At 63.0% G+C, this 24992-nt stretch carries 24 protein-coding genes and 1 pseudogene; 6 read left to right on the forward strand and 19 right to left on the reverse strand.

What is annotated here, in order from left to right; genetic code table 11:
- Window positions 1-777 (forward strand): annotated as a pseudogene (locus tag M8523_RS26900) (hypothetical protein); the annotation flags it as partial.
- A gap of 236 nt (window positions 778-1013) precedes the next feature.
- Here M8523_RS26900 and M8523_RS26905 read toward each other — a convergent pair.
- Genes M8523_RS26905 through M8523_RS26925 form a run of 5 tightly spaced genes read right to left on the reverse strand, consistent with a single transcriptional unit; the run spans window position 1014 to window position 5403 of the window.
- The gene (locus tag M8523_RS26905) at window positions 1014-1547 is read right to left on the reverse strand and encodes a serine O-acetyltransferase (protein WP_282587971.1); all 534 of its coding nucleotides are present in this window, start codon (window positions 1545-1547) and stop codon (window positions 1014-1016) included.
- Between the two features lie 16 nt (window positions 1548-1563).
- A complete protein-coding gene (locus M8523_RS26910) occupies window positions 1564-2337 on the reverse strand; it encodes a glycosyltransferase family 25 protein (RefSeq protein WP_282587972.1) in 774 nt (257 codons plus the stop codon).
- A gap of 8 nt (window positions 2338-2345) precedes the next feature.
- A complete protein-coding gene (locus M8523_RS26915; protein WP_282587973.1) occupies window positions 2346-3269 on the reverse strand; it encodes a glycosyltransferase family 2 protein in 924 nt (307 codons plus the stop codon).
- 35 nt (window positions 3270-3304) lie between these two features.
- The gene (locus M8523_RS26920; RefSeq protein WP_282587974.1) at window positions 3305-4225 is read right to left on the reverse strand and encodes a glycosyltransferase family 2 protein; all 921 of its coding nucleotides are present in this window, start codon (window positions 4223-4225) and stop codon (window positions 3305-3307) included.
- Window positions 4222-5403, reverse strand: coding sequence for a GumK N-terminal domain-containing glycosyltransferase (locus tag M8523_RS26925; protein ID WP_282587975.1), 1182 nt, complete (start codon window positions 5401-5403; stop codon window positions 4222-4224). Before M8523_RS26925 ends, M8523_RS26920 begins: the two co-directional genes overlap by 4 nt.
- 346 nt (window positions 5404-5749) lie before the next feature.
- On the opposite strand from M8523_RS26925, the gene M8523_RS26930 reads away from it, so the two are divergent.
- The gene (locus M8523_RS26930) at window positions 5750-7372 is read left to right on the forward strand and encodes an ABC-F family ATP-binding cassette domain-containing protein (protein ID WP_282587976.1); all 1623 of its coding nucleotides are present in this window, start codon (window positions 5750-5752) and stop codon (window positions 7370-7372) included.
- A 274-nt stretch (window positions 7373-7646) separates the two neighbouring features.
- On the opposite strand, the gene M8523_RS26935 is transcribed toward M8523_RS26930, so the two are convergent.
- From M8523_RS26935 to M8523_RS26975, 9 genes are all read right to left on the reverse strand, one after another.
- Complete coding sequence (locus M8523_RS26935) at window positions 7647-8051, reverse strand: lysozyme inhibitor LprI family protein (RefSeq protein ID WP_282587977.1); 405 nt, start codon at window positions 8049-8051, stop codon at window positions 7647-7649.
- Between the two features lie 103 nt (window positions 8052-8154).
- The gene (gene bla / locus M8523_RS26940) at window positions 8155-9000 is read right to left on the reverse strand and encodes a class A beta-lactamase (protein WP_428351403.1); all 846 of its coding nucleotides are present in this window, start codon (window positions 8998-9000) and stop codon (window positions 8155-8157) included.
- Window positions 9001-9135: 135 nt separating this feature from the next.
- A complete protein-coding gene (locus M8523_RS26945; RefSeq protein ID WP_282587978.1) occupies window positions 9136-9330 on the reverse strand; it encodes an SRPBCC family protein in 195 nt (64 codons plus the stop codon).
- Window positions 9331-9395: 65 nt separating this feature from the next.
- Complete coding sequence (locus tag M8523_RS26950; protein ID WP_282587979.1) at window positions 9396-9986, reverse strand: GNAT family N-acetyltransferase; 591 nt, start codon at window positions 9984-9986, stop codon at window positions 9396-9398.
- 1 nt (window position 9987) lies between these two features.
- On the reverse strand, window positions 9988-12348 hold the full coding sequence (locus M8523_RS26955; RefSeq protein WP_282587980.1) for an Orn/Lys/Arg family decarboxylase: 2361 nt from the start codon (window positions 12346-12348) through the stop codon (window positions 9988-9990).
- A gap of 92 nt (window positions 12349-12440) precedes the next feature.
- Window positions 12441-13373, reverse strand: coding sequence for a putative B6 ABC transporter permease subunit 1 (locus M8523_RS26960; RefSeq protein ID WP_282587981.1), 933 nt, complete (start codon window positions 13371-13373; stop codon window positions 12441-12443).
- A complete protein-coding gene (locus M8523_RS26965; RefSeq protein ID WP_282587982.1) occupies window positions 13370-14449 on the reverse strand; it encodes a putative B6 ABC transporter permease subunit 2 in 1080 nt (359 codons plus the stop codon). The genes M8523_RS26960 and M8523_RS26965 overlap by 4 nt, the downstream gene beginning before the upstream one ends.
- Window positions 14446-16194 (reverse strand): ABC transporter ATP-binding protein, encoded by a 1749-nt coding sequence (locus tag M8523_RS26970; protein WP_282587983.1) that lies wholly within the window; start codon window positions 16192-16194, stop codon window positions 14446-14448. The genes M8523_RS26965 and M8523_RS26970 overlap by 4 nt, the downstream gene beginning before the upstream one ends.
- A 48-nt stretch (window positions 16195-16242) precedes the next feature.
- On the reverse strand, window positions 16243-17277 hold the full coding sequence (locus M8523_RS26975) for a putative B6 ABC transporter substrate-binding protein (RefSeq protein WP_282587984.1): 1035 nt from the start codon (window positions 17275-17277) through the stop codon (window positions 16243-16245).
- Between the two features lie 83 nt (window positions 17278-17360).
- On the opposite strand from M8523_RS26975, the gene M8523_RS26980 reads away from it, so the two are divergent.
- From M8523_RS26980 to M8523_RS26990, 3 genes are all read left to right on the forward strand, one after another.
- Window positions 17361-17810: a hypothetical protein gene (locus tag M8523_RS26980; protein WP_282587985.1), complete on the forward strand. Its 450-nt coding sequence runs from the start codon at window positions 17361-17363 to the stop codon at window positions 17808-17810.
- Between the two features lie 232 nt (window positions 17811-18042).
- Window positions 18043-18300 carry an exodeoxyribonuclease VII small subunit gene (locus tag M8523_RS26985; protein ID WP_282587986.1) on the forward strand — a complete coding sequence of 86 codons (258 nt, stop codon included), beginning with the start codon at window positions 18043-18045 and terminating at the stop codon, window positions 18298-18300.
- 51 nt (window positions 18301-18351) lie between these two features.
- Window positions 18352-18648, forward strand: a complete 297-nt coding sequence (locus M8523_RS26990) for a DUF1330 domain-containing protein (RefSeq protein ID WP_282587987.1) — start codon at window positions 18352-18354, stop codon at window positions 18646-18648.
- 50 nt (window positions 18649-18698) lie between these two features.
- On the opposite strand, the gene M8523_RS26995 is transcribed toward M8523_RS26990, so the two are convergent.
- The 5 genes from M8523_RS26995 to M8523_RS27015 all read right to left on the reverse strand — a co-directional run bounded on the left by M8523_RS26995 (window position 18699) and on the right by M8523_RS27015 (window position 23289).
- On the reverse strand, window positions 18699-19733 hold the full coding sequence (locus M8523_RS26995) for an L-idonate 5-dehydrogenase (protein WP_282587988.1): 1035 nt from the start codon (window positions 19731-19733) through the stop codon (window positions 18699-18701).
- Between the two features lie 128 nt (window positions 19734-19861).
- On the reverse strand, window positions 19862-21127 hold the full coding sequence (locus tag M8523_RS27000) for an adenylate/guanylate cyclase domain-containing protein (protein ID WP_282587989.1): 1266 nt from the start codon (window positions 21125-21127) through the stop codon (window positions 19862-19864).
- A 198-nt stretch (window positions 21128-21325) separates the two neighbouring features.
- Window positions 21326-22174 (reverse strand): anti-sigma factor family protein, encoded by an 849-nt coding sequence (locus M8523_RS27005; protein WP_282587990.1) that lies wholly within the window; start codon window positions 22172-22174, stop codon window positions 21326-21328.
- A complete protein-coding gene (locus M8523_RS27010) occupies window positions 22171-22701 on the reverse strand; it encodes a sigma-70 family RNA polymerase sigma factor (protein ID WP_282587991.1) in 531 nt (176 codons plus the stop codon). The genes M8523_RS27005 and M8523_RS27010 overlap by 4 nt, the downstream gene beginning before the upstream one ends.
- A 30-nt stretch (window positions 22702-22731) precedes the next feature.
- Window positions 22732-23289, reverse strand: a complete 558-nt coding sequence (locus M8523_RS27015) for a tetratricopeptide repeat protein (RefSeq protein ID WP_428351405.1) — start codon at window positions 23287-23289, stop codon at window positions 22732-22734.
- Between the two features lie 289 nt (window positions 23290-23578).
- Between M8523_RS27015 and M8523_RS27020 the strand changes: the two genes are divergently transcribed.
- Complete coding sequence (locus tag M8523_RS27020) at window positions 23579-24976, forward strand: amidase (RefSeq protein ID WP_282587993.1); 1398 nt, start codon at window positions 23579-23581, stop codon at window positions 24974-24976.
- Window positions 24977-24992: the final 16 nt, after the last annotated feature.

Raw genomic sequence — 24992 nt, forward strand, 5'->3', positions numbered from 1 at the left:
CGCAAAATCGGACAAACGGCACGGTCCGGTAGAGAAAATCCACCTCAATGCTTATTGGCCTGCATAATCCGGGCTAGCAAGCGATCGAACATCGCCGCAGTCGGCGACTTCACAGTAATTCCAGGGCTCACGCAGGTTTTTCGCCGTGAATTGTTGATCTTTCAGGACATTTGGTTGCTTTCAATTGATCCCCAAAAACCAGCAGAACGGCTTGCACATGACCAATGGTTTTTGTTCGTCGCGCATACATTTTCTTCAACGCATTATTGTAATCGCCGACTGCTTGGCTATAGACAGCATGATGACAACACATATGGAATAAAGTCAGCCATAAGCCGGACAACTGACATTCTACATTCACCGCCACAACCTACTTCAAGACTACATGCTTTTCAGTCAAAGCTGATCAATAAACGCAATCTCGTCCTCGCCGCGCTTGATGGACGCGAAGCAGCGTCGGCAAATAGAGTTGTGTTGCTTGAAGAGATGAAGCGAATAAGCTGTGTGGCGCAGCAAGCTTCTGTAATTGATAAAAATATCGCAAGGTACAAAGGCCTGTCTTCAAATCTCGGGCGGAGGCGCGAGATCTATCGAGCCGGGAAAACATCACAACGGTTGATGCGCCTTGCCTCCGCGCTGAGATTTAAAGCTTATGGAATTTCACCACGGGGCTGTAAAGACTTTCTCCTAGATTTTGTTCTCAGCAATTTCAATACAGAAGACGATTTTGATCGTTTTCGCCCGATACATAGACACCTCAAAGACAAAGATGCTTGATTTGAACCTCCCCTGTGGACTGATATGCGATTATTTCCGTCTACATATTTTAATTCTGGCATGTTTGGGAGATGCGCGGAATAATATGATCAAGCGACATTTAGAATCGATCATATTCCGTTTCACCGCCAGTCTCTCCGAAGTAATTTGGCCCGCAGAGCTTTAAATGTTATTGCGCGCATTATTTTTGTGAATTCGACATAGGTCGACGTGGACACATCCGCGCAGGACAATATTCAAGCTTGTGTAGTTACTGTCATAGATCGACTTGGGGATTTGGCAACACTTTTCGCCGGCACTCCGATAGCGTTGCACTGGTCTGGGACATCCGCCAACACCACTGCGTTGGCTCCAATATTCACATCATCTCCGATTTTGACGAATCCGAGAATTTTTGCGCCGGCTCCGATGTTTACTCGAGATCCGATGACCGGAGCATCGAGAGGCGCGTCGAGACGGCGATTCCCAAGCGTCACCCCCTGCCGGATGATCACGTCATCCCCGATCACCACATCATTGTGGATGATGATGCAGCCGAAGTGCTCGATGGTGAAACGTCGGCCGATCTTGACGTTGATGCCGATCGAGATCCCAAAAGCGAGCTCGGCCCATTTGGCGGCGAGCTTGTGGATCGCGCCCCAGGGCTTGCGAATCAGCGGGCTTTTGAAGCGAGTCCGGGCGTAGCCCAGGCGATAGATGAGCAGAGCCCAGAACCCCCAGGCAAAAGGATCGCACCGATGCTGCTTGAAATCCTCTACGATGATATTCACCAGACACGCATCTCCGTCAGTTCGTCAAAGGCGGCTGAAACCCGTAGCCGGCCACCCGCTGTCGGCCTCGACGAAGCTTTTCGGCGAGGCGCATGGTGAAGCGAGGTAGGTTCAGTTTGCGTGGCAGTGAATGGGGTTCATACCGAACGGTGCCGATCGTCGTTGGACCATGACGCTCGAAAGCCGGAAACGGAAATACCGCTATGTTGGGAATGCCATGCGCCCAAGTCCGGTCGAGCTCGTCGTCGATCGGCCGGCGTACCTGTCGGCAGAACTCCGCGAAATGCGCCACACCGCTCCGTGTGACCATGTAGGCTTGCATGCCATGCGCGAATCCGCGGCAGTCGATCAGGGTGCGGCGACAGAAGTGTTCGCTGACAAGCCGATAGGGTGTGATGTTCTTGTTGAAGAGCTTCAAATAGCGGAGACCCATCTGTCCGAGGTCGATCCGGGTGAGTTCAATGACGAAATCCCAGTCAAGCACGACATCGTCTTCGAGAATCAGCGCCTGATCGGCGCCCTCAGCGAGAAATCGTTTCCAGACCGAATGATGACTGGAATAGACGCCGAGTTCGGCTGGATACAACTCGCGCCCTTTCGCGATCAGCGCATCGCGAGGATCGTAATGGAGATCGTCCGAGAGTTCGGTGTGTGCCCGATGATAGACCCAGGATAGGCTCGTCTGGGAGGCGGCCGCGTGCGCCTCGAACATCGTCCGGCGTTCGATCGACCGTTCGAGGTTGATGACGTAGATGCTCGTCCGGAGCAGCTTTGAGGACTCCTGTCCCACCTGCGGGCTCAATGGGTTTGAAAGAATGAGGGCCGCTTGGGCCGCAGGAAGAGCCAGACGTGGCGGCGGATCTCCGGCCTTTCGATGAACAGGCGAAGAACGGTCGGCCAGTCGCGGGTCAGCCGGGCGTGGCGGAAATGCGAGATCGATGCGATGGCGGCGAGATAGCCGGTTCGACGCGACAGGGCTTGACGATCGTGGTCGCTGAGCCGCATCCGGTGCCGTTCGGCAAATCGTTCCAGTGCCCTCGCGAGATCGGCGTCGCGCGGCGCCGTGTTGGTGCTGCGAGAGAGCTTGCGGCTCCCCTCTCCTACGGGTGTTGTGTAGATATAGGTTGCGCGGCTCGAACAAGCCACGCTCCCTCCTGCTGCCAAAATATCCAGCAGCAGGAGCAGATCCTCTCCAGTCCTGAGGCTCTCGTCGTAGCGAATCTTTCGCTGGTCGAGAAACGCGCGACGCACCACGGGCTTCAGATACCCGAGATTGTAGCGTCCCTGATATTCCGCCGCGACCGCGGTGGGGAGATCCAGCCGTGCCGGAAGGCTCTGGAAGAGAGGAACCGTCTCACGCCCGTGATGATCGTCGAAGCCGATCAGATTGTCGCAGACGGCATCAGCGCCGCTTGGTGCCGCCGTGGTCAGCAGCATGTGGAGGCGGTCTGGCCGCCACGCATCATCCGCATCAAGCACCGCGACCCAAGTCCCGGTGGCACGCGCAAGGCCGTGATTGCGCGCCCGCGCTGGTCCGCCGTTGCGGTCCAGGCGTTCGGTCAAGATACGGTTCCCCAGTTGCGGCGCATAGGCGGCGGCGAGCTCGATGGTGCCATCCGTGGAGCCGTCATCCACGCAGATCAATTCCCAGTCGCCATGAGTCTGCGCGACAACGCTGTCGATGGCGCGCGTCACCGTCCGCGCGGCATTGAACATCGGCATGATGATCGAAACGCACTGGCCAGTAAGCACGACGTCTAATGCAACGCGAGAAGGCATAATTGCAATGCTCCGAGAAAACGCAACGGAGACCCATTGAAAATCACATAGGCGGTTTTCTTGAGATATTGCTTCAAGCCAAGTTTTGGATGATAGGCCCGGAACAGACATCCGATCGCCTTGCCGCGCTGCCCCGTATTCACGTAGCGGGTCACCATATCGGTCAACATGAAACCGCGACGCGCTTCGATCGACCAATCGTGGGAAACGGCGCGGAACCACTCCTCCGAGGCCTGCACGCGCCCTAGGTCGTAGGAGACCCGGTCCGGGCGCGGATTGTCGTCGAAGAACGAGAGGGGCTGGGCGAGTTGCAGGATCGGGAAGCCGCGGCCCTGCGCTTCAAGGAACAGCATCGTGTCGTTGTGCACGCGGCTTTCCGCGCTGCTTTCCAGAAGGTTCACCACGGTGTCACGCGCCGCGAAGACCGTACTGGTCTGCAGCATGCCACGGCTGACATAGAGGAAATCCTCCACCCGCTCGCCAGCCCGCATCGGCCTCCAGGGTGCGTCCTTCCGGAGGGTTCCCCGCGCCGCGACGACACGGCACGCCACGACGGCATCCGGATTCTCGATCGCGGCTTCCAATTGTGCCGCAAGCTTCGCCGGGTTCCACCAGTCGTCACTGTCGAGGAGCGCCACATAGGCGCCGGTCGCGTGCCGCGCACCGATGAGGCGTGACCGCTGGGCACCGAGACTTTGCGGGTTGCGAACGACATGAATCGGGAAGCGACAGTCGAGACTGGTCGCACGAATGGGCTCATCCGAGCCGTCGTCGACGACCACGATCTCGATATCGCCCATGGTCTGGTTATCGACCGATTGCAGGGCGCGTTTGAGAAGATCGAGGCGGTCTCGGACCGGGATCACAACCGAGACGCAGGGGCGTGCAATCTTGGTCATGCCAGAATCACCCTGTCCTGCGCGCCGCGCTGCGAAGACCCGACGGGTCGGGCCTCCTGCTTCGGCGCGATGACCGTATCCGCGAAAGAACCAGGATCGAGCCAGCGGTCCGTCACATCGCTCCAATCGAGTTGTGGCAGCGATTGACCCCGTGGTGCCCGCAGCGCCGCCTCGATGGCCATTCGCAAAGAGGATTCGTCGCCGCGTCGGTAGCCGAATCGCCCGCGGTCGCCACCCGCCACGATCTCAGGGCACACGGCCGGCACGCCGAGAAAGGCATATTGCATCAGCTTCATCGACGTGTGGGTCAGATAAGGCGCGACGCCCTCCCCATAGGGCGCGATGGCGAAATGGGCGTGCTTGATGAAAGGCAAGGTGTCATTGAAGGGCATTTCGGGGTGATAGATCACATTCCCGACGCTTGGCCCCGCATGGCCGCTGCCGATCACGTGGAATGTCACATGCGGGAACATCGGCCCCGCCGAGGCAAAGACCTCGGGATCGAACAGCATGGACCCCACCGACACCGCATTGCAGGTGCCGGGGCGATAGGGCGACGGACCGATCGCGGCGAACCGTTCCTTTTCGATCCCGTGCGGGACAAAATGGCAAGGGATCGAGGACGGGACGTCGCTACGCAGATATGGGGACGGCAGGCGCGCGCTATCGACGAGAGGCGCATGGCGCTGGAAGGCGGACTTGATGGTCTCGGCCTGATTGATCGCGCCCAGGGAGTCAGACGCCAAATAGACGATCTGTGCCGCCGGGTTGAGCCGCCGCAGAAGCGGCAGGTAGATCACCGCGATCCCGCTTTCGATGAAGACGACATCGGCTCGGGACACGGCCTCCTGGGCCGGACCGGGCAAGCCCCGCGCGAAGAGGGCGAAGAGCGCGCGCTCGGCCAACGCCAGCCGGCGCGGCAACCCAAAGGCGTGGACGGGCGTGCGCCACAAATAGGCGGTCACGCCGTTTACGGTCTCGACGCGATTGGCCCGGTTCCAGAGATCGTGCCGCGGATCTTCCTTGAACCGTGTCAGGAAACTGAACCGGAGCGACAGGAAGAAGATCGAACCCCGTCGGGCCAGTTCGTCGGCGATGAAATGCAGGTTGGCTTTCCGCTTCGACCGATAGTCGTGATAGCCGGAGATGATGACGAACCGCGATCCCTTGGCGTGCATCCCTTCTCCTGTCGGACGGCCCCGCCTACGCGGCACGCTCAAGTTATCGTCTCGCTATTAATGCCACTTGAGGGTGTATAAAAGATGAAGGAGGGAGGGTCAACCGGGGTTGTTCTGCCACGGTGAAAGGCTCGCTCTCTGCGGAAGCGGAACCTTCTCTATGTCTTCAATCTAGTCAGGGGTGATCGCACCGACTGGTGGATCACGCCTGTCTCAGGATCTGGCCGCCCGTGCCAAGCACGAGATCCTCGCGCGCCGGACCTTCAACGATCGACCTCGCGTCCCCTTCCGCTGGCGTGGCCCATGGCTTAAGGCCCCGGGAACGCTCCCAGGGTCCCCACACCACATGATTCGTCTTGAAAAGATCGGCAAGCAGAACGGCAACCAGATCATCTTCATCGAAGCCTCGGCTGCTCTGCAGAAGGGCGAGAAGGTCGGTCTCGTCGGACCCAACGGATCAGGCAAGACGACCCTGTTCCGGATGATCACAGGCCAGGAGCCGCCGGACGAGGGCCAGGTGGCCAGCGACCGCGGCATCACGATCGGATATTTCAGCCAGGATGTCGGCGAGATGGCGGACCGCAGCGCGGTCTCCGAGGTGATGGACGGGACGGGTCCGGTGAGCGCGGTGGCGGCTGAACTGAAGGCGCTCGAAGCCGATCTCGCCGATCCAGAGAAGGCCGATGAGATGGAGACGATCATCGAGCGCTATGGCGAGGTGCAGGCGCGCTTCGAGGAACTCGACGGCTATTCGCTGGAGGGCCGGGCACGCGAAGTGCTGGCCGGATTGAGCTTTAGCCAGGAGATGATGGATGGTGACGTGGGCGCGCTGTCAGGCGGCTGGAAGATGCGCGTGGCGCTGGCCCGCATCCTGCTGATGCGGCCGGACGTCATGCTGCTCGACGAGCCGAGCAACCATCTCGATCTCGAAAGCCTGATTTGGCTCGAAAGCTTCCTCAAGGCCTATGACGGCGCCCTCATGATGACCTCGCACGACCGCGAATTCATGAACCGTATCGTCACTAAGGTGGTGGAAATCGACGGTGGCACGCTGACGAGCTATTCGGGCAATTATGAATTCTACGAGGGGCAGCGCGCGCTGAGCGAAAAGCACCAGCAGGCGCAGTTCGAACGCCAGCAGGCGATGCTGGCCAAGGAGATCAAGTTCATCGAGCGCTTCAAGGCGCGCGCCTCGCATGCCGCGCAGGTGCAGAGCCGGGTGAAGAAGCTCGACAAGATCGAGCGGGTCGAGCCGCCCAAGCGTCGTCAGACGGTCGCGTTCGATTTTCTGCCCGCGCCCCGCTCCGGCGACGACGTGGTCAGTTTGAAGAACGTCCACAAGGGCTATGGCAGCCGCAGCATCTATGCCGGGCTCGACCTCGTCGTGAGCCGCAAGGAGCGCTGGTGCGTGATGGGCGTCAACGGCGCCGGCAAGTCGACGCTGCTGAAGCTGGTGGCCGGGTCGACGACTCCCGACAGCGGCACGGTGGCGGTGGGCGGCAGCGTGAAGATGGGCTATTTCGCCCAGCACGCGATGGATCTGCTCGACGGCGAGCACACGGTGTTCCAGTCGCTCGAAGCTTCATTCCCGCAGGCGAGCCAGGGTTCGCTGCGCTCGCTCGCCGGCTGCTTCGGCTTTTCCGGCGACGATGTGGAGAAAAGATGCCGGGTCTTGTCGGGCGGCGAAAAGGCCCGGCTCGTCATGGCCACGATGCTCTTCGACCCGCCGAATTTTCTCGTGCTGGACGAGCCCACCAACCATCTGGACATGACCACCAAGGAGATGCTGATCACGGCGCTGTCGCAATACGAGGGCACCATGCTGTTCGTCTCGCACGACCGACATTTCTTGGCGGCCTTGTCGAACCGGGTGCTGGAGCTCACACCGGACGGCATCCACAAATACGGCGGCGGTTACACGGAATACGTGGCACGGACGGGCCAGGAGGCACCAGGTCTGCGAAGCTGATCGGAGGATGAAGGTCAAGGACCTGACGTCCGGCCGAACGACGCGAGCCGAAGATATTCACGTCTACCGATGAACAATAATTCGAATTTCATATGTCGCTAATTCGAATTTTTTAATAAGAACCTTTGGAATTTTCCGGTACGCTTGGATGAGTATCAATCAACAACGAAATCTCATACTTCGAACATTCTTGTGTCGAAATTTGCGAATTAATCTCTGGCTAGATGTGAATCCGAAGGTAAATGGCAACAGGCAAAATCAAAGAAGTGCCTCATTACTGCGGGCAGGATAGGTCGCCTCCTGGGCATTTCAGCTCTTTGACGAGGTCAGTCATTCTTTGGTTTGCAAGATCGAGTTTGCACTCGCCGACCAGAAAAGGAACGATGGTTCCGTTACGATCAAGATGTTCGGCGTCATAGCCCGAGCGCAGCTCGCATTCACGATCACGGAAAGTGATCCAGGCCCACTCAGCTGACACAAGGTTCCGCTTGCCGTTATCGTCAAGCTTGTTCTTGAGCTGTTCATACACACGATTGAGGATGCTATCGGCTTCATTGACCGCACGGCTCATGCAGACGTTCATGTCCTGTTGCGGCATGGGTTCGGAGCACGGCCCTGCCGCCGCGAAGGCTAGCCTGGGTAGGCTCAGCGCCAGAATGAACATGGCCACATGTCGCATGATAACCTCCATCGTCCTGTCGGGCGTTTCGCACTTTCCGCGATCCCACAATCGACGGGTCACCCTTGGTGAAGACGTCCAAATCTCCATCGCGGGTTCAAGATCAGCCCCGCAGGGCATTGGCCACCGCGCGCCCGACGGACGCGATGGTGGCGTTCCGCTGCTCGACCGATGCGTCCGTCCCGGTGAGGTAGGCGGTGACCAGCACTGGCTTTTGTCCCACCGGCCAGATCACCGCGATGTCGTTGGTCGAGCCCCGAGATCCTGCGCCGGTCTTGTCGCCGACCACCCAGGTCGTCGGCAAGCCGGCACGAAGCCGCATTCCACCGGTCGTATTGCCTTTCAACCATGTGACAAGTTGATCCCGAGAACCGCCTGATAGCGCCGGACCGAGGACAAGCTTGTAGAGGTTGGCCAGCATGGCGCCCGGCGTCGTCGTGTCGCGCAAATCGCCGGGCAATGATTCATTCAATGCGGTTTCGACGCGATCGAGGCGGGTAACGGCGTCGTCCAGGGAGCGGGCGAAGCGGGTCAAACCGACGGGACCGCCGATCTGACGAAGCAGCATGTTGCCAGCCGTGTTGTCACTAAAGTCGATCGCTGCGGCGCAGAGCTCTGCCAGCGTCATGCCCTCTCCACCGACCCTGTCCTTGGTGATCGGAGAGTTCGCGACCACGTCGTCAGGGGTGAACCGAACCCGGTTTGAGAGCTGCACGACACCGGTGTCGGCTTGGGTCAAAACGGCGCCTGCGGCCAGGACCTTGAACGTGCTGCACATCGGAAACGGCTCATCCTGGCGCTGCCCCAATTGGATGCCTGTGGTGGTGTCGAGAAATGCGACCCCCAGACGTCCGCCGCTGCCGGCTTCGATCTCCGCAAGCGCCTGGACGAAGCCAGCGGAGGCCGGGGCCGCGGCCAATCGCAATCTGGATTCCGACCCGACCGCCATGATGGTCAATCCGGTGCGAATTGCGAAAGACCGCCTTGTGAGCATCATGAGTCCTCCATTTGGCCATGGGATTGCATGGTGACGACCGCCTTGCCGAACGGTCACTCTAAAACGCGATCACTCGAAGGGTTGACGTTAGCCCCTGATCAGGGCCGCGAGATGATCGAAGCTGTTACTCCAACCGCCCAGAATCGAAGGAATGTTGGAGGCGAAACTGGCGTGCTGGTCCGCTTCGGCGTTGATCGGTGACCAGGTGAAAGTGACGCGGGTGCGCGCCGATCGGCCTTCCACCAGTTCAGAAACCGAAACTGCACCATCAGGCTTCTTCATGCTGAAGGGCCTGCGGATCAGATGAAGACGTTTGGAAATGCCGGATCGGAAGGGTCGTCCGATTCTCAGCTCTCCCCCTCGGCCTCACCACCCACCACACGCGGCTCACTCCGCACGTTCGGCTGGGTCGTGTCTCCGTCTCCGAGCGCGCATTGCACCATGATGCTGTCGCTCCAATGGCCGAATTTGTAGCCCACCGAGGGTAACCGGCCCACCTCGCGGAAACCGCAGGACTCGTGCAGGCGCAGCGAGGCTTCGTTCGCGCCGTCGATATAGCCGATCAACTGGCGGTAGCCGCCCGCCGCACAGGCCTCGATGAGAGCCGGGAGAAGACGCCGGCCGATGCCGGCGTTCAGGAAGGAATGGTGCACGTAGATCGAGTGTTTCAACGTGTAGCGATAGGCTGGACGTTTGCGGAACGGCACCGCATAGGCATAGCCGGCGACGATGCCCTCGAAATCCGCCACGAGATGCGGCAGACGCTTCTTGCGCATCGACTTCCGCCGCCGCTTCAGGTCGTCGACATTCGGGGCCTCGGCCTCGTAGCCGCCGAGATCGCCCACGCCGCGCCCGATGTGATGCTCGTAGATTGCCAGCATGGCCGTGACATCGGCGTCCGACGAGGGACGGATGACCACATCTCCGTTCAGAACCAAGTCACTGCCCTTCGCGCATCACATAGGTGTAGAAGCGGATCGCGTCATCGGCGCCCACCTCCCTGTAGACACCCTGAATCTCGGGGTCAAAGCCTGGGAACAGGTTCGTGCCTCGCTCAAACATCTTCAGATAGTCCAGCATCGGTTTGGCACGGCCGTCGATCCGTTCGCCTGGAACGATCGTGCCGATCCCGGGCGGATAGACCAGCATGAGGGTCGTGGCGATGCGGCCCTCGATCTCATGGATCGGCAGATAGTCGACCTTGTTGCGCGTGAGCTGGCGCGTCGCATCATGCGGCAGCATCACCATTTCGGGCAGATGCTCGGGCTTGAATTGGGCGCGCTGCAAGGTGCTGGTTCCGGCCTCCCGATGAAAGGCATGGAAGTCGGCGCAGAGGTCGCGTAGCCGCAGGCCGCCATAGCGTTTCGGCCGGCGCCGAACGAACTCGGGCATCACGTCCTCAAGCGGCGCGTTGTCGTCATGCAGCTTCTTGAAGGCGACGAACGCGCTGATCAGCGTGCCGGCCTTTGAGGATTCGACGCCGGGCGTCATGAGGAAGAGCAGCGAATTGAGATCGTTCTTCTCCGCCACGATCTGGTTCTCGCGCAGATATTGCGCGACGATTGGGGCGGGAACGCCATGCTCGGCATAGGCGCCGGTGGCGCGGTCGAAGCCGGGCGTGAGGATCGTGAGCTTGTTGGGGTCCGTCATGGCGAACCCTTCGGCCACATGGGTGAAGCCATGCCAAACGGCGCCGGGCGAAAGATCCCAGTAGCGCCGGTCCGAGGCGAGATCGTCGGTCGGCACGCTTTCCCAGGGCACGAAGGCGGTCGTCCCATCCTTCGAGAAGGAGGCGGGCACTTCGTCGGGGACGAAGGGGTCGAAGAACCAGCGCCGCGCAGGATTGGTTTCCTTGTTCTCGAATTCCGCCCGGATCGCCCGCAGCTTCTTGCGCAGCTCGATGCCGAGCCGGATCGTGTCATCCCACAGGACGACGCCCGAGCGGCCCTTCATCATCTGGGCTCCCACATCGAGCGAAGCGAAGATGGGATAGAAGGGCGATGTCGAGGCGTGCAGCAGGAAGCTCTCGTTGAGCCGCCGGTGCTCGACCCGTCGCGTCTGCCCCCGGATGTGCTGGTCCTTGGTGTGGATCTGTGAGGCCTGCGAGAAGCTCGCCAACTGCTTGTGGGTCGATTGCGTCGCCATGATGCCGGGCGAGGTCTCGTCGAGGTCCTTGAGCCCCATGGCGAAGCGGCCCGCATAAAGCGGGTGGAACTTCATGAAGCCGGCCCAGGCTTCGTCGAACAGGATATAGTCGCAGAGATGTCCGATCTTCGCGAGGATCATCTCGGCATTATAGATCGTGCCGTCATAGGTGCATTGCTCGATGACGGCCACCCGGAACGGCCGCTCCCGCCGCCAGGCCTCCTTGTCCTTCACGAGCGGGTTGGTCCGGATCTTCTCGCGGATTCTCTCCTCGTCGAGGGCCTCGTGGAAGATCGGGCCGATCAGGCCGAAGCAGTTGCGATCCGTTTCCAGGAAGATCGGAACCGCCCCGCCAAGCACCAGCGCGCCATGAACGGCCGCCTTATGGTTGTTGCGGTCGAACAAAACGAGGTCATCATCCGCCACCAGCGACGACAGCACGATCTTGTTCGATGCCGAGGTGCCGTTCAGCACGAAATAGGTCTTCTCCGCCCCAAAGATGACGGCGGCTTCCTTCTGGGCCCGCAAGGCCGGCCCCTCATGGACAAGAAGGTCGCCGAGATCGAGCACGGAATTGTCGATGTCGTCGCGGAAAATGGCTTCGCCCAGATGCTCGACGAAGATCCTCCCGATCGGGCTGCGGTTGTAGAAGATGCCGCCGTTGTGGCCCGGGCAGGTCCAGAGCTGGTTGCCCTGCTCGGCATAATCGACGAGCGCGCCGAAGAAGGGCGTCTTCAGCGTCTCGGCATATTGCTTGAGGCGGCTGACGAGGTTGCGGGCGATGAAGTCAGGCGTCTCCTCGGCCAGGAAGATATAGCCGTCGATGAAATCGAGCACCTCGACCGGGATGTCTTCGAGCCGCTTGCGGCGCACCATGATGACGATCGGCATTTCCAGGCCACGCCGCCGCATCAGGTCGATTAGGGCGGCGGCCTTGCCGTCGAGGCCCCGCTTGCCCCAGTCCACCACCATGCAGCCGATCGCGGCATCCGTCTGCACCGCGATGGCGGCATCGTCCACCCGCCGCGCCCGGATCACCTCGAAACCGAGATTCTGCACCGAGGTGATGATCTGCTGCACCCGCACCCCTTCGAGATCGTCCGGATCGAAGTTCGGAGCGCACATGAGGACGGTGAAGCGGCGAAAGTAATCCATGACGACTCACATGACGGAAGAGGGGCAACTTCGTGGGGTTCTTTGACGGCGCGATGACAAGCGACCGCACGGCGGACTCCGTCGCTTGCGCGTCACCGCTCCCCGCGTCTGTACGGGACACCCAGGGCGGCCGGAAGGCTCGCCCGGCGGCCGAAAGCGACCAACACCGCCATGACGGCCGCGAAGGGGATCATCTGGATCACATCGCTCGGTATGTCGACGCCCACGACCTGCAAGGCCGTGGCGAGCGACAGACACATGCCGAACAGGAGGGCGCCCCAGAGCACCCACAGCGGGCGGCCCCGCGCCAGCATGGCGAGCACGATCCCGATGAAGCCGGCCCCATTGGTCATGAAAGGCACGAAGAGACCGGCCCCGATCTCCGCCATAAAGGCCCCGCCCGTTCCCGCCAGGACCCCGGTCGCCAGCACCGCGGCCATCCGGGTCCGCAGCACGTCGACCCCGGCCGCATCGAGCGCGGCGGGCGCGTCGCCGGCAGCCTGCAGCGCCAGACCGAAATGGGTTTCGCGGTAGAGACGCGAGAGCGCCGGCACGCATGCGAGCGCCAGATAGACGATGAGAGGCCGATCGAACAAGGCAGGGCCCACAACCGGCATGGCGGAGAGCAATGGAATCGGGAGAGTGGCGGCGGCCGGCAGCCGAGGATAAGTCTGGCTGAACTGCACGTGATGCAGCAGCGCCGTGAGCCCCTCCGCCGCGAGCGTCAGAGCAATGCCGACGACGATCTGGCTGAGGGCGAGCCGCACACAGAACAGCGCCATCAGGGCCGCGACCAGCCCGCCGCAGGTCGCGCCGCCGAACAAACCGAGCGGGATCGAGCCCGACCGGTAAGCCACCAGGAACCCTCCATAGGCGCCCGCCAGCATCATGCCCTCGATGCCGACGTTGAGCACACCCGCCCTTTCCGACATCTGCTCGCCGAGACCGGCCAGGAGCAACGGCAGTCCCGCCGTGACGGCGCCGAGGACCAAGGCCGTGAGAAAGGGTTCGGTGAACAAGCTCACGCGACGGGCCCGCTCAAGCGCCGGCCACCGAGATATTCAGCCAATGCCAGCAAGACGAGAACGAGGGCCACGATCACCAGGTTGAAGAAACTCGGCACGCCCATACGGTGGGCCGCGCTCTCGCCGCCGATCGAAAGGACGGAGAACAGAAACACGAAAAAGATCGCGGCAAAGCCATTGAAGCGGGCCAGAAACACGAGAGGCACGACGGTGAGACTGAAGGCCGGGTTCCAATCCGCCCGCACATTGCCCTCGACGCCCAGGATCTCGACCGCTCCCGCGAGCCCGGCGAGCCCGGCCGAAATCACGAAGGCCGCAACGACCAGGCGCGGCACCGGCAGCCCGGCATGGACAGCAGCACGCGCATTCGCCCCGACGACGCGAAGGCGCAGGCCAAACGCCGTGCGGGTGATGACGAGTTGCACCACGACGATCGCCACAAGGCCGATCAGGACGCCGCTCGTCACGGTGGTGTCGAAGAGGCGCGGAAGACGGTCTGCGACCGGCAAGGTGCGGGTCTGCGGCACCGTCGTGGTCGTGTCACGAAAGACGAGCTTGACCAGAACGTTCGCGAACGACACGCCAAGGAAGCTCATCATCAGCGTGGTGATGATCTCGTTGACGCCCTGATAGGCACGCAGCAGCGCCGGCAGCAGCGCCCAGACGGCGCCGACACCGGCCCCGACGATAAGACAGAGCAGCAGAGCGGCCGAAACCGGAAGATGTGCGGCGAGCGGTGGTCCAGCCGCCGCGGCCGTCAAGGCGCCGAGCAGGAACTGGCCATCGCCCCCAAGGTTCCAGATTCCGGCCTGGAAGGCGACGATGAGGCTCGCGGCGAGCAGCAGCAATGGCGCCATCCGGGTAATCGTGCCCTCAAACCCGAGTGGCGAGAGCAGCCCGCGCTGCAGGACGTAGCCATAATAGGTGAGCGGATCGACGCCAAGCGCGAGCAGCAGGGCACCCGCGAGAGTAAGCGCCACGAGAATGGGAGCCAGCGCCAGCAGGATCGTTCGCGACGACGTGGCGTACAGGTCGGCCTCCCTTCTGGTTGGAGCTTCAACCCGTCCGGTCGTCATGCGCCGCTCATCATCTCGCCCACGCACTGGCGCGCCATGCCGTCGTTGAGGACCACGCCAACGATGCGTCCTTGCCGCATCACGGCGATGCGGTCACAGACCGCAAGGAGTTCTTCCAGATCGGTCGAGATCAGAAGCGCGGCAACGCCGCTCGCGGCCGCGTCGCGGATGCGGCGACGGGTTGCCTGGGCATTCTGCGCATCAAGCCCCGACGTCGGCTTGGCGAAGATCACGACACGGGCCGGACCCTCGAGTTCACGGGCCAGGAGCGCCCGTTGAATGTTGCCGCCCGAGAGCTTGCCGATGGGGGTCTGGATGTCCGGTGTGCGGATGTCGAAGTCGGCCACGAGTTTGCGGGCGTGAGTGTCAATCGTCGCGGATCGCTGCCATCCGCCGACCCAGAACGGCCGCGCGCCGATCTCCTTCAGCACGAGGTTGATGGCAAGGGGAAAAGCCGCGACGGTTCCCTCGCCCAGGCGGTCGTCCGTCACATAGCGAAGGCCGAGCGCGTGCCGGGCGGCGACGTCGAGTTGCCCGACCTGGTGCCCATCGAGCCGGATTGTGCCGGCGCGCACCGGGCGTTGTCCCGCCAGAGCCTCGGCAAATTGCTTCTGCCCATTGCCGTCGATTCCGGCGATCCCGAGGATTTCGCCGGGCGCCACGCGCAGACTGATGTCGGCGAGCGGCATCAAAGGATCGTCGACCGACAGGTGCTCCACGGAGAGCGCCGCGCTGCAGGCGGCACATATCTCGGAAGCATGGAAGGAATTCCCCTCTCCCTTGTGGAGAGGGGTGAGGGGTGAGGGTTGGAACACTTGGGTGGGTGGGCAAAGAAAAGCATCTGTAAGGGCGTCGCGACCCTCACCTCTCACCCCTCTCCACAAGGGAGAGGGGGATTCCGGCTGTTCTTCCGAGACAGGTGGAGGGTTGGATGTGTTGATTGCGTGAGCGTCCCGCCGATCGGACGCCTCTTCGGTCGTCGACCTCGAATCCACCCCGAACATCAGCCGCACGATCTCGTCCGTCGCGCTCTTGCGATCGAGCGACGCCAGGGCAGTTGGTCCGATCTCGCCGACGTTGCGGCCGAGCCGGAGGACAGAGATACGGTCTCCATACGTCACGGCCTCATTGAGCTTATGGGTGATCAACACCACGCCAAGGCCGCGCGCGACGAGGCGGCGCATGAGCACGCCGAGGTCCTCGGCGCCCTTCGGGGTCAGCATGGCCGTCGCCTCGTCGAGGATCAGCACCTGGCTGCCACGCAGAAGAGCCCGCAAGATCTCGACCTGCTGACGCTCTCCGAGCGACAACGACCCCACGACGACGTCCGGATCGACCTCGATCCCGATGTCGCGGCACATCTCCCGAAGGCGGGCCACGAGGCCGGCCCGGTCGGGCTTCCGCCACCACGAGCCCCCCAAGGCCAGATTGTCAAGGACGCTGAGCGACGGCACCAGCATCGAATGCTGGAATACCGTCCCGATCCCGAACGCCAGGGCACGGCCGGGAGAGTCGATCCGTTCGCTCCGGCCTCCGATGGAAATTGTGCCAGCGTCGGGCTGTTGCAATCCCGCCAGCATGCCGACGAGGGTCGACTTGCCGGCGCCGTTTTCGCCCAGGAGCACATGAACCTCGCCCGGACGAAGCACGAGATCGACATTCTCATTGGCGGTCACGCCGGGAAATCGCTTGGTGATACCCCGCATTGAGACAAGGGGATCACGCCGAGGCTGCGCGGCCGTCATGGGTTTCCGCTTTAGAGACTGGGTCAGACCCACTCGGTCCGGACGTCGTTACTTCGCCGCAACTGCCGTGACCAGAGCATGAACCGCGCTTGCGTCGAACTGCGGTTCGACCTTGATCTTGCCGCTGATGACCTCCTCGCGCAACGCCTGCAATTCGGCCCAGACCTTGTCGGGGATATGGCTCGTCTTCAACAGTCCTACGGAATTGTCGGCTAGCTTGATGGCATAGCCATGTGTGCCGAACGTGTTCGCCTTGAGGTCATCGATCATGGCGGTGAAGACCGGCGTGAGGTTCCAGAGCACGGAGCTCAGGAGATTGCCCTTATCGAGGCTCGACTTGTCGCCGATCACGTCGATGAACCAGACCTTGCCGCCATCGGCGGCCTTGGTGGTCTCGACGGCCTCAAGCATGCCGAAGCTCGATCCGTTGCCCTGGCCGAAGATCACATCGGCGCCAGCCGCGATGACCGCCTCGGTCACGCGCTTGCCGCCGGCCGCATCGCTATAGGCCGCCGGCCCGATCACCGCATAGCGGATCGTGATCCCCGGTTTCTCCGCCTTGGCACCCTGGGCGAAGGCGGCGGATTGCGAGTTCCACCCCGGCGGCTCGCCCGACACCACGATCCCGACGGTACCGGTTCGTGTCATCTTGGCCGCGAGGCGCCCCGCCAGATAGGCGCCCTGATGACCGCTCATCGTATAGTCGGCCACGAGGCCGGGCTTCATGGCCTCCGGCTTGTCCGTGACGGCCACGGGCACTTTGGTTTCTTCGGCGATCTCGGGCGCTGCTGTGTTGTAGCCACTCGCATGGGCGATGATCAGGCTGGCACCGTCCTCGGCCATTTCGCGCAAGGTGGGACGCACATCGCCATAGCCGAGATTTTCGGCCACGAGGGCTTTCACGCCCTCCTTCGCGGCCGCCTCCTTCAGGGCTGTGACGCCCTGCTGGTTCCAGCCGAAGTCGGTCCCCTGCTCCGGCGTCAGGATCGCCACGGCCTTGACGTCGGCGGCGTGAACAGAACCACAAAGAGCGATGGAGACGGCGAAGACAGAACCTAGGATACTACGGGTTAGCAGGCGCATTCTCGTCCTCATTGGTTCCACACATGTTCATCACAATACTGGTGCATTTGAGGTCGCGGTAGAGAGAGGGTGGATCGACATCCGTGCTGAATATCACCCGCTGTCGGTCCATTCTCACGGCGTTCGGGATCGCGCTCGGCTCGACCGGGGCTCTGTCGGCCAATGCGGCCGAGTTGGTCATCGATCCGCTTGGCACGAACGGGTTGAGCCCCATTCCGTTCAACGCCCGGAACAGCGGGACGGAGCCCATCGACTGCCAGATCGCGGCCGCCCACTTCTATTCCGTCGATCTCGGCACGGCCGCGCCGGGCGGTGAGGTGAAGGCCGAACTTTGGGCATCGGTGGCCACCGGCGAAGTCTACGTTCTCAACCGCACGCGGGTCCGCATTCCCGTCCAAAGCCTCTGGTGCGGCTTCGCTGGTCGGGCCTGGGAGACTCGCGATCCGGTCGAACTTGCCCGAAAAGCCGGACACACGCCGGGTCCGATCACCCTCATGTGTCAGGGCGAGACCGACAGATTGCGGTGCCGATAACGAACGGTTTGATCTGGACAACGTTGGAAAGTACCTGATGCCGATGTCTGCCGAGCACTTCCATAAAGCAGTTTGCTGCGGCGGTCAGGTTTGAAGGACTAGGTGGGTCGCGCCATTGTACCGATCTGGAGCGGCTTACAGCGGGAGTTCGCCCTCGGCCAGGAGCGTCCGCCGGTGCAAAAGGTGGTTGCGGCGCTTGACGGCCTCTCGCGCTTGCCCGCATGAGAACAGCATGTCGGCCACAGACCCTGCCAACGAGCTCGCGGCGCTACCTTTCGAAAAAGCCATGGCGGAGCTCGAAGAGATCGTGACGCGCCTGGAAAAAGGCAGTGTGACGCTGGAAGACTCGATCCTCATCTACGAGCGTGGGGAAGCGCTTCGCAAACATTGCGAGAGGCTTCTACAGAGCGCCGAAATGCGGATCGAGAAGATCACCTTAGGTGCAGACGGGGCGCCGACAGGTGTCACGCCGCTCGACGCGGACGATTGAACGCGCGAGGCCGAGCGAACCCATCCGAGTCAATCCAAAGGGAGGATGCCCATGCCCAAAGCCTATCTGGTGACGCAATACCGTGCGGTTTCCAACCCCGACAAGGTGGCCGCCTACGCCAAACTCGCCGCGCCCGCGGTCCAGGCCGTCGGTGGACGCTTTCTGGCGCGGGCTCCCGCACGCGCGGCCTACGAGGCCGGCCTGACGCAACGAACCGTCGTGGTCGAGTTCCCAGATCTGGCGACCGCCCTTTCGCTTTATGAAAGCCCAGCTTATCAGGAGGCTTTGGCGGCCCTCGGCGACGGGGCCGAGCGCGACATGCGGATCGTCGAGGGCGTGGACGACTGAGCGGCCGAAGCCGCGCTGACGACCGAGGCGATTTTCCGAGGCGTCGCGCCTCAGACGAAACTTAATTGCACCTTGACGGCGCGCGACCGGTCGCCGGCGAGCCCGAAGGCGGCCTCGGCGTCGGAAAACGGCATCGTGGCACTGAGCAGCGGCCTGACGTCGAGACGCTTGGCGTTCATCAGGGCGACGGCGAGATCGAATTCCGTGTCGAACCGGAAGGTCCCGCGAAGATCTATTTCGCGCGTCACCACGCTGTTGATCGGTAGCGGGATGTCGCCACCGAGGCCGAGCTGCACCAGGATACCGCGCGGACGCAGATGCAGGAGCGCGGTCCGCAGTGCGCCGGCATTGCCCGACGCCTCGAACGCGACATCGAACGGTCCGGCTTTCGCCACCTCGCGGTCGAGTGCGTCCGGATCGGCCGCCGTGTTGATCGCGACATCGGCGGCCGACGCGCGCGCGGTCGAGAGGGCGAAATCCTGCACGTCCGTGGCCACCACGACTCCTGCGCCGGCGAAGCGCGCCGCCATGATGACAAGGGCGCCGATCGGTCCGCAGCCGGTGACCAGAACCCGGCGGCCGTTCAACGCGCCTGCCCGTTCGACGGCATGCAGGCAGACCGCCAGGGGTTCGGCCATGGCGGCCTCGCCCATCGTCACATGCGCCGCGATGGCAACGGCTTGCACCTCGTGAACCACCAGATCTTCCCGGAAGCCTCCCTGGACGTGGGGAAACCGCATGGCGCTGCCCAGAAATCGCATGTCGAGGCAGTGATTGTGCAGGCCTTCCTGACACCGGACGCACCGCCCGCAGGCGCGGCTGGGGTTGACGGCTACGCGAGTGCCGATGGCGACGCGCGAGACGTCAGGGCCGATCTCGACAACCGTGCCGGCCACCTCATGGCCGAGCACCATCGGCTCACGCAGGCGGATCGCGCCCGTGCCACCATGGTTGTAGTAGTGCAGGTCCGATCCGCAGATGCCGCCCGCCGCGATGGCGACCCGAACCTCGTTCGGCCCAAGCGCCTGCTCAGGCACCTCTTCGACGCGAAGGTCCTTGGGGGCATGGACGACGACAGCACGCATAAGAGACTCCCTGACGATCTTCATTGGGACCGGCGCCCCGATCCATCGGCATGAACGCACGGCGACGAGGCCGTCGTCGTCCATAACATGCCGTGGTGGCCGACGTCCTCGTAGGGACACGCGCTCCTTTAGGCTCCGCACTCCGCGTAAATGCCGACAGGCTCCCGACGTCCCCGCAAGGCGTCACAGCCAAGCTTGCGCCATTGCTCCAGCGGCTCCTCGGCTTCGCGCAGGACGGCTTCGGAGACCAGCAGGTCGACGCCGTGGGTCTTGGTCTCATTTTCGAGCCGGGCCGCCACATTGACGGCATCGCCCAGAACCGTGAATTCGAGTCGATCCTGCGCTCCGACGATGCCGCAGAAAACCATGCCATAATGGATGCCGATGCCGATGTCGTAGCCAGGCAGGTTCCCGGTGCCGCGCGCGGCGGCATGGTCGAGCCGCAGTTCCCGCGCGAAGGCAAGCGCCTGGGCGGCGGCCCGCGGCTCGGCATCATGAACGCCGAAGACCACGAGCGCGCCATCGCCGATGAATTTATCGACCAGTCCGTTGTGGGCCAGGGCTGCGGTCGATACATGACCGCGAAACCGCGACAGCAGACGCGACAGTTGAGCGACGGGCAATTGCTCAGCCAGTTCCGTCGAGCCGCGAATATCGACGAAGACGATGGCGGTTGGCACTTCGCGCCCATCGGTGAGAGAGCGGTCGCCTTCGGCAAGGCGGGGCGCGATCTCGGCCGGCAAGAAGCGGGACAACTCGCCACGCCGGCGGACCTCACGCATCGCCGCGAGCGCCACGCCGCCGAGCAGTAGAACCGCGATCGTGGTGCTGATGGCAGTAAGAAGCCCGATGCGCCGCAGCGTGGCCTGCCGCTGCTCGACGATCCCGTCTTCGCGCAGATCCATCGCCGCGATGCGGTCGCGAATCTCGTCCATGAGCCGCTTCCCGCCGCCAGCCCGGACGAAGGCGAGCGCCTCGTCCTGCCGCCCGGCCTGGTGCAAGGCCAATGTGTGCGCCATTTCGGTCTGCTTCTCGGCCGCGAGCGCCTTCAGCGCCAGGTACGGCGCGTGGAGTTGCTCGATACCCGCGACCGCGTTTCCAAGGGCCTCGAGCCGGGCATCGATCAGCGCGCTTGCCGAACGATAGGGCTGGAGAAACGCATCATCTCCCGTCAACAAAAGCCCGCGTTGACCGATCTCCGCGTCTTGCAGAGCGGAAAACACTCCGGCGAGGTCGATTTCGATGCCCAAGGCGCGGCGAACCACCGCATCGCTGCTTTGCTGCTGCACCGAGAAGATGACCGCGCTCGCGATGAAGAAACTCAAGGTGAGAAAGCCCGCTCCAAGCGCGTAGCCGATCCGGGACGGGCGGAGTCGGTTGCGGGATTTGTTCAAACGCCACTCCAAGGTGCGAGCGCCGACACGCGCTTCGGATCGGCATCGATCCGCTGCGCGCCGGTTCACGTCAACGCGCGACTTGGGTCCGCGACCGATATGTGCCCGTTCGGCTTCAATGGAGGCGGATCTCTGACGTTCCGGAGATGGAGGAGAACTTTACTTACCCTGAACCCGGTCACACGCAGGTCAGTTCGGTCAGCCTCGGTCTTCGCCCTGTCGGAGAGGGGCGGCGGCGGCGAACCGATCGGCGACCGTCGCCGCAAGCGCTTGCAGCCGCGCGTCTCCCGCGTGACCAATCAACATGAAGCCGCGATTGTGTTGAGACCAATAAACCACGCCCAACCCGCGGCGGTGCTCCACCCGGGGCATCGTGTCGCCAGCGACCCCAGTCATGATGCAGAGCGCCAAAGGGCCGGCCACGGGATCGAGATAGGCCATAAAACCCAACGGTCTGCCATCATAGTCGAGCATCTCCGAGCGTTTCAGTGTCAGGTCAGGCAGGCTGACGAGTGTATCGGTCATGTCGAGGCCGAGCTTTTGTCCGAGGCTCGCCAACTCCCGTCGCTGAGCCGTCCCAGCAGGGATGATGGACAAAGTTTCGGTGGTGTAGAGCGAGAGGTATTGCGCCACCGCGCGACGCCAGTCGGCCTGCGCGTCGACAGGGGAAACCGTCGCGAGAAGCGGTGACACGACGAGCCGGTCCAGACTCGACCCTGCCACCATCAGCGCAAAGCTCGCCGCGACCGCGGCCAACCTGTGTTGACGAACGAGGGACATGACCCGCCCGGCAGGTTGAGCGGGACGCTGCAGTACGGCATCCAGCATCGAGTCCAGCCGGTCGGCGGGCGCCTGCGCCAAAAGGGGCTCGAAGGCTTGGCGGAAGGGCCGCGCCCCCTTCATCATCAAATCGAGGCGAGCGCCGAGCTTTGGGTCGGCCGCGACGCTCTGCGCGATCCGTACACTGTCGGCGGGGGAGAGTTCACCGTCGAGATAGGCCACAAGTTCGGCATCGCTCGGCATGGCGGGCTTGGTGGTCATGGTCATCGGCGGTTGATCTCAACGGTCGAAGGGCCGCTGGTGCCAGTACGGCGGCCCAGCGTTTCGCGCGCGGCCGCAAGCCGGCTCATGATGGTTCCGATCGGCACGCCCAGAACGTCCGCAGCCTCGCGATAGGCCAGCCCTTCGACGTAAACCAGGAACACGGTGCTTCGCTGTGCCTCCGGCAGGTTCTGCACTTCGCGCATCACTTGCGCGGCCATGATCCCGGTCTCGATCTGTCCCGCACCGTCAAAACTCAAGACCTCGGCGGCGTCCACGAAACCTGCACCCTGGCGGATCTGGCGGGCCCTCACTTCGTTCAGCCAGATGGAATGCAGGATTGCGAAGAGCCACCGGTCGAGCCGCGTCTCCGGCTGGAATTGCGCCGCCCTTTCGATCGCCCGCACGCAGGTGGCCTGAACCAGGTCGTCCGCCACGTCGCGCCGATGACTGAGAACGAGGCCATAGCGCCAGAGCCGCTTGAGATGGTCCCGGAGGCCGGCCCTCACGACATCTGTGGGCATGGATGGCATGAGGGTCGACCGGGCGTGTTCCAGGCGGGGTCAGAGCGTTGGCGCATGCTCGATCGCTTCCGACAAGTCGCGGTAGGGCTCGCAATCGCGACCGCAGATGGTCGCGATGGTCGAGAGCTGATCCTTGGCGAGGTCGATCCGGCCCTTGATCACGTAAGCCTCACCAAGATATTCGCGCACCTGCGCATAGTGCGGCGCGAGGTTCAGGGATTTCAAGTAATATCCGATGCCCTCATCGGTGCGGCCAAGCTTGCGCGTGGCATAGCCGCGATAGTTCAATGCCTCGGGCGTGTTGGGATCGGCGAGGAGATCGAGTTCGACCAGAGCCTCGTCGTAGCGTTCCGCCTTGGCCAGGGCATAAGCATAGTGTGTCATCTCGTCGGCCGGGAGCGCCTCGCTGCGCATCTTGACGCATTTCTTCTGTCTCGTGCTCCAGATTTCACCTTTGCGACACGTGGTCAGGTCCTGGTCGACGGGGTCGCTTGCGGCCGCGTTACCTTGAGGCGCCGCACCCTTGGGCTCACTGCTGCTCGATGTGTCCGAAGCGCCGCCCATAGCCATGGCGCCGGTCGAACACATCAGGCTGATCGCGAAACAAACACTCACTTGTCGCCGCGCCACCGGAGTGAAAATGGGAAGAAGCATGCGTCAGGTCTCCTGCTGGTGATGATCGGAGAACACGGCAGCCTTCCGGTTTATTCGGTCGATGTCGGAAAAAGATCTGCTCCCGTCCATGCAGAGTCGCATCATCGCCTTTTGGTCCTTCGACCTTCGGCGGCCATCCGATGAAAAAGTTGCTATCGGGGCGCTCCAGCCCTGGTTAGCTTGCGCAGGAAACCCAAAGCCATTCGGCGTGAAGCAGTGAGGAGCGAACAGGGTGAAGCCGATTGAGGATGCCGATCCGCTTTGCCGGATGAGTGCAGCGGACCTTTGCACCGATTACCGGACGGGCCGGTTTTCTCCTGTCGAGGTGGCCCGGGCCGCGCTCGCCCGGGCGGAGGCGATCCAGCCGCTCTACAATGCCTTTCGTTGTATCGAACACAACGATGCGCTCGCGCAGGCCCGTGCATCGGAAGCCCGCTGGCGCAGCGGCACGCCGCTGTCGCAGGTCGACGGGGTGCCGACGACAATCAAGGACATTGTTTGGGTCGAGGGCTGGCCGGTGCGCTATGGCAGCCCGAGCAGTTCTGACACGCCGTGCAGCCGCGACGCCCCCGCCGTGGCCAGGATGCGGGCCGCCGGCCTGACATTCCTGGGCCTGACCACGACGCCCGAATTCGGCTGGAAGGCGCTGACCGACGGGCCGCTCACCGGCGTCACCCGCAATCCCTGGAACCCGGATGTCACGCCCGGCGGCTCGTCGGGCGGGGCCGCCGTCGCGGCGATCACGGGCGCCGGCGTCTTCCATCTCGGGACAGACGGCGGCGGGTCGATCCGCGTGCCATCCGCCTTCACGGGCCTCGTCGGATTGAAGCCGACCTATGGGCGGGTGCCGGCCTTTCCGGCGAGCGCCTTCGGAACGGTCGCCCATCTCGGACCGATGACGCGGCGCGTCGCCGATTGCCGCGCTATGCTGGGCGTCATGTCGGGAACCGATCCGCAGGACTGGCTGCAGGGGCCGGCCCAATGGCCGCCACTCGATACCGCGCCTCGCGACTTCAAGGGTGCCAGAATCGGTTATTGGGCGACGCCTCCCTGCGGCGCGGTCGAGCCTGAGATCGCGAGGGTGGTACAGGCGGCCGTTGCCAGCCTGACGCGTCTCGGGGCTGAAATCGTGCCGATCGAACTGCCAGCAGGTGACGTCACCGAAACCTTCAACGTGCTCTGGTATTCAGGCGCCGCCACCCGTGCCGCCGCGTTACCGGTTGAGGCACGGTCCAAACTCGACCCAGGCCTGCGCGAGGTGATTGCGGCCGGCGAGCGCTTCGATGCGGTGCGCTACGTCCAGGCCATGGGGGCGCGGGCCGACTTCGGCCGCGAGATGGAGTCGCTCGCGGCGCGCTTCGACATCATCATCTCCCCGGCGACCGCCGTGCTCCCATTCGCGGTCGGCCATGAAGTGCCCCCGGGCGGCGGCCTGTCGCGATGGGTCGAGTGGGCCGGCTTCAGCTTCCCGATCAATCTGTCGCAGCAGCCGGCCGCGGTCGTCCCATGCGGACGATCCGCCTCGGGTTTGCCGGTCGGTCTCCAGATCATCGCGCCACGTGGTGAGGACGCGCGCGTCCTCGACTATGCGCAGGCCTTCGAGACCGCCCATCCAGAGGCCTTCAACTGACGCCCACGATATTCAG

The sequence above is a fragment of the Lichenifustis flavocetrariae genome (assembly GCF_026130545.1).
Lineage (GTDB): Bacteria > Pseudomonadota > Alphaproteobacteria > Rhizobiales > Beijerinckiaceae > Lichenihabitans > Lichenihabitans flavocetrariae.

What these genes read in the sequence shown, in the direction of transcription:
- M8523_RS26955 (WP_282587980.1), bottom strand. Translation starts at nt 12,348, where the DNA reads ATGGATTACTTTCGCCGCTTCACCGTCCTCATGTGCGCTCCGAACTTC.
- M8523_RS26915 (WP_282587973.1), bottom strand. Translation starts at nt 3,269, where the DNA reads ATGCCGATGTTCAATGCCGCGCGGACGGTGACGCGCGCCATCGACAGC.
- M8523_RS26930 (WP_282587976.1), top strand. Translation starts at nt 5,750, where the DNA reads ATGATTCGTCTTGAAAAGATCGGCAAGCAGAACGGCAACCAGATCATC.
- M8523_RS26920 (WP_282587974.1), bottom strand. Translation starts at nt 4,225, where the DNA reads ATGACCAAGATTGCACGCCCCTGCGTCTCGGTTGTGATCCCGGTCCGA.
- M8523_RS26990 (WP_282587987.1), top strand. Translation starts at nt 18,352, where the DNA reads ATGCCCAAAGCCTATCTGGTGACGCAATACCGTGCGGTTTCCAACCCC.
- M8523_RS27005 (WP_282587990.1), bottom strand. Translation starts at nt 22,174, where the DNA reads ATGACCATGACCACCAAGCCCGCCATGCCGAGCGATGCCGAACTTGTG.
- M8523_RS26945 (WP_282587978.1), bottom strand. Translation starts at nt 9,330, where the DNA reads ATGAAGAAGCCTGATGGTGCAGTTTCGGTTTCTGAACTGGTGGAAGGC.
- M8523_RS26925 (WP_282587975.1), bottom strand. Translation starts at nt 5,403, where the DNA reads ATGCACGCCAAGGGATCGCGGTTCGTCATCATCTCCGGCTATCACGAC.
- M8523_RS26995 (WP_282587988.1), bottom strand. Translation starts at nt 19,733, where the DNA reads ATGCGTGCTGTCGTCGTCCATGCCCCCAAGGACCTTCGCGTCGAAGAG.
- M8523_RS26975 (WP_282587984.1), bottom strand. Translation starts at nt 17,277, where the DNA reads ATGCGCCTGCTAACCCGTAGTATCCTAGGTTCTGTCTTCGCCGTCTCC.
- M8523_RS26985 (WP_282587986.1), top strand. Translation starts at nt 18,043, where the DNA reads ATGTCGGCCACAGACCCTGCCAACGAGCTCGCGGCGCTACCTTTCGAA.
- bla (WP_428351403.1), bottom strand. Translation starts at nt 9,000, where the DNA reads ATGGCGGTCGGGTCGGAATCCAGATTGCGATTGGCCGCGGCCCCGGCC.
- M8523_RS27010 (WP_282587991.1), bottom strand. Translation starts at nt 22,701, where the DNA reads ATGCCATCCATGCCCACAGATGTCGTGAGGGCCGGCCTCCGGGACCAT.
- M8523_RS26935 (WP_282587977.1), bottom strand. Translation starts at nt 8,051, where the DNA reads ATGCGACATGTGGCCATGTTCATTCTGGCGCTGAGCCTACCCAGGCTA.
- M8523_RS26970 (WP_282587983.1), bottom strand. Translation starts at nt 16,194, where the DNA reads ATGACGGCCGCGCAGCCTCGGCGTGATCCCCTTGTCTCAATGCGGGGT.
- M8523_RS26965 (WP_282587982.1), bottom strand. Translation starts at nt 14,449, where the DNA reads ATGACGACCGGACGGGTTGAAGCTCCAACCAGAAGGGAGGCCGACCTG.